Annotated in this window: 2 protein-coding genes and 1 pseudogene; all 3 read left to right on the top strand. The window is 47.2% G+C overall.

What is annotated here, in order from left to right:
* Positions 1-81 precede the first annotated feature (81 nt).
* Positions 82-375: pseudogene (locus BSP75_RS01365) on the top strand (transposase); the annotation flags it as partial.
* Positions 376-722: 347 nt separating this feature from the next.
* A complete protein-coding gene (locus BSP75_RS01355; RefSeq protein ID WP_075111968.1) occupies positions 723-1,016 on the top strand; it encodes a hypothetical protein in 294 nt (97 codons plus the stop codon).
* A gap of 150 nt (positions 1,017-1,166) precedes the next feature.
* On the top strand, positions 1,167-2,186 hold the full coding sequence (locus tag BSP75_RS01350; protein WP_075111967.1) for an acyltransferase family protein: 1,020 nt from the start codon (positions 1,167-1,169) through the stop codon (positions 2,184-2,186).
* The last annotated feature ends 574 nt before the right edge of the window (positions 2,187-2,760 follow it).

Below are 2,760 nucleotides of genomic sequence, written 5' to 3'. Positions count from 1 at the left end.
GAACAGCAGCTATCTGGAGCAAGTGCTCCTGAGTGGCTTTAACGAAGTGGATGAAAAATAAGCATTCATGCGTTTGCCCTGGGGGCAACAGCCTGTATCCCGCCTCGCAAGAACGCGGGGTTATGGGAAAAGGGACATCCGAGAAATGAGGCGGTGCTGGTGATGCGCAAGGAAGGGCTGGCGCACTGGAAGAAGATGTCGGGATATCACCGGCGCTCGCTGGCGGAAACGGCGATGTATCGGTTCAAGCAGTTGATGACGGGCAAAATCAGTCTGCGAACATACAACGGTCAGGTAGGGGAAGTGATGGCGTATGTTGGTGCAATCAACAAACTGAACACCCTTGGTCTGCCTGTCAGAAAGCCCCGAGTGTAGCGGCCACCTGGGGCTGGGGCAGTTGTGGCTTGATGGTTGATTTGGGAAACAACGCCCGACTAATGAGATCGCACAAACTGGACTGAGTTCCCTTCCTCCAGTGATCTACTATTCGGAACAGCTATTTAGGGAACTGGGGGCGATTCACCATACAGTGCAGACGAGTACTTCAGCACCCTGCTGCGACGTGACTGGGAACGCTGGCAGCAGCAACAAGCGGAGCTGGCCGCACAAGCCTGCCAGCACTGCGGCAACCCGCTCCCGGGCGGCTGCTCCGGCGCCTTCAAGGAAGAGGCTGCCTGCTGGCACACCAAAGGCGACAAGGCGATAGCTCTGTAGGAGGACACATGCAACTACCGCAACACGTTGAACCTATCATCGGCGGGCATTACCGGGTGATCCGTCCTGCTGAGTCGTTCGAAGACATCGATGGCAGCCTGGTGCAATTCGAACAAGTTGAGTTCGTGGCAGAGATACTGGCAAAACCGGAGAAGGTGATTGCCTTTGACGGATTAAGGAAGGTCATCGAGCCGCTACCAGAGCACTTGAAGAAACCGGAATGGCTGTGGATTCGCAAACTGCGCACCGGGCGACGCCAGTGGCTGAACCGCTACGCCTGCCACTTGGTAACCATGCCGTAATCGCAAAATGTGTCCGGTCACGAAAGCGTGACCGGACACATTTAATCAATTACCATTGCTGCATAATCAAAAGTGGTCTGACGAGCATCAGTCAGATCAACCAAAACCAGTAAATGCAAAAACAATAACACCAGTTCGAGAGAAGATAGCATGAATAAAGAAATATCAGTTGCGTTTGATTTTTTAAGAATTGTTGCTTGTTTTTTTGTTGTATTACTTCACTCTGCTGCGATGGGATTATATAAAGCAAACCCAAATTGGGAAGTATTGAATGTTATAGATTCATTTACTCGCGTCTCAGTCCCTTTATTTATAATGTTGAGTGGCGCTTTATTATTTAGACCTACACCTGATGCACCAATGACAGTAGCAAAAAGAATCATTAAAATTCTGGCTTGCTTGTTCTTTTGGTCAGCAATCTACACATGGCGAGACAAAGACCCAGCTCTTATAGTCTCCATGAGCTTTATAAATGATGTTTTAAATGGTCCTGTTAAGTATCATCTTTGGTATTTGTATGCTGTTGTTGGCATGTATATTTCAATCCCTATCCTTTCAGTCGCATATCACGCATCAACTAAAAGAAACACCACTATCTACTTGCTTATATGGTACGTCATTTCTGCATATTTAACTCTGAAATATCTACTTGGCACTACAAATAATATAGTGTCATCATTTAGTCTGTCATATTTTGGTGAAATAATCGGTTATTTGGTACTAGGTAAGCTTCTATATGATACTGTAGAAAATGGACGCATTAACATTAGACCTAGCTTACTATTGCTAGTATACATCTTGATAAGCAGCGCTACATCTATATTTGTTCACATTCTCTCGTCTTCTTCTGAGAGTTTAGACTTAAGTCTTTACTCTTATGTATCTCCACTAACTATAATTGCAGCATCATGTTTCTTTACACTCACGGTTAAAGTTGGAGAGAAATTGTTAAAGTATGATAAAATAATAAAAAGCGTTGCCTCAACAACTCTTGGCATATACTGCATTCATATATTATTTGTTGATTATTTTTACACCGTATTCATATGGATCAAAAAGATCCCTATGGATGCTACCTATGTATTTATCTCATCGATGATAATATTCATTATTTCAATGATCATTTCCTTCGCACTAAAAAAATCAAGAGCATTATCATTTTCGGTATAATTTTGATACACAAGCACATGGGTAATATTGAAACTAGTCGGAAAAATGAGTCACTCCAATACGATGTAGTATCTCACAGTCAATTCAGCTCGAGATTCAAGCAACGGAGCCACACACTCCAGTTCTTTTTGACAAAATAGGAAAGTGAAAGGATCTGACGGAAAGTGAAGGATCGCAAAAAGGATCTGGCAGGGTGCGCGCGGCCAGTGCTGCCACGGGGAGCAGCCGGCCGCCAGCAGTCTTTCACCCGAATGGAAATCGACACAGGAAGCGCGCAGGCGAGGCGGGGTCCTGACTGCGCGCCAGCGCTGCGCAGGGGGTCGCAACAGGCCGCCATGGCTCGCCGGTGAGCGCAGGGCGAGCCTGCCGGATTTTGGCGCGGTGCTGAGTGGGTTTGAAGGGCGATCGCGTAGCGGGCCGCTGGCGAGCCTATGCGGGGGGATGATTGAGGTGAACCAGATGGCGGCCGACAGATGCCCTGCGCCGGCAAAAGAAAGGCTATGTCCCAATTACGTGTTGCATGGGGTGCCCCAGCGCCTCATGCAAACACGCTTTGATATTCACGCTCCTCCCG

Source organism: Aeromonas sp. YN13HZO-058 (genome assembly GCF_001921245.1).
GTDB lineage: Bacteria > Pseudomonadota > Gammaproteobacteria > Enterobacterales > Aeromonadaceae > Aeromonas > Aeromonas allosaccharophila.
This window is presented reverse-complemented; position numbering and strand designations above follow the sequence as displayed.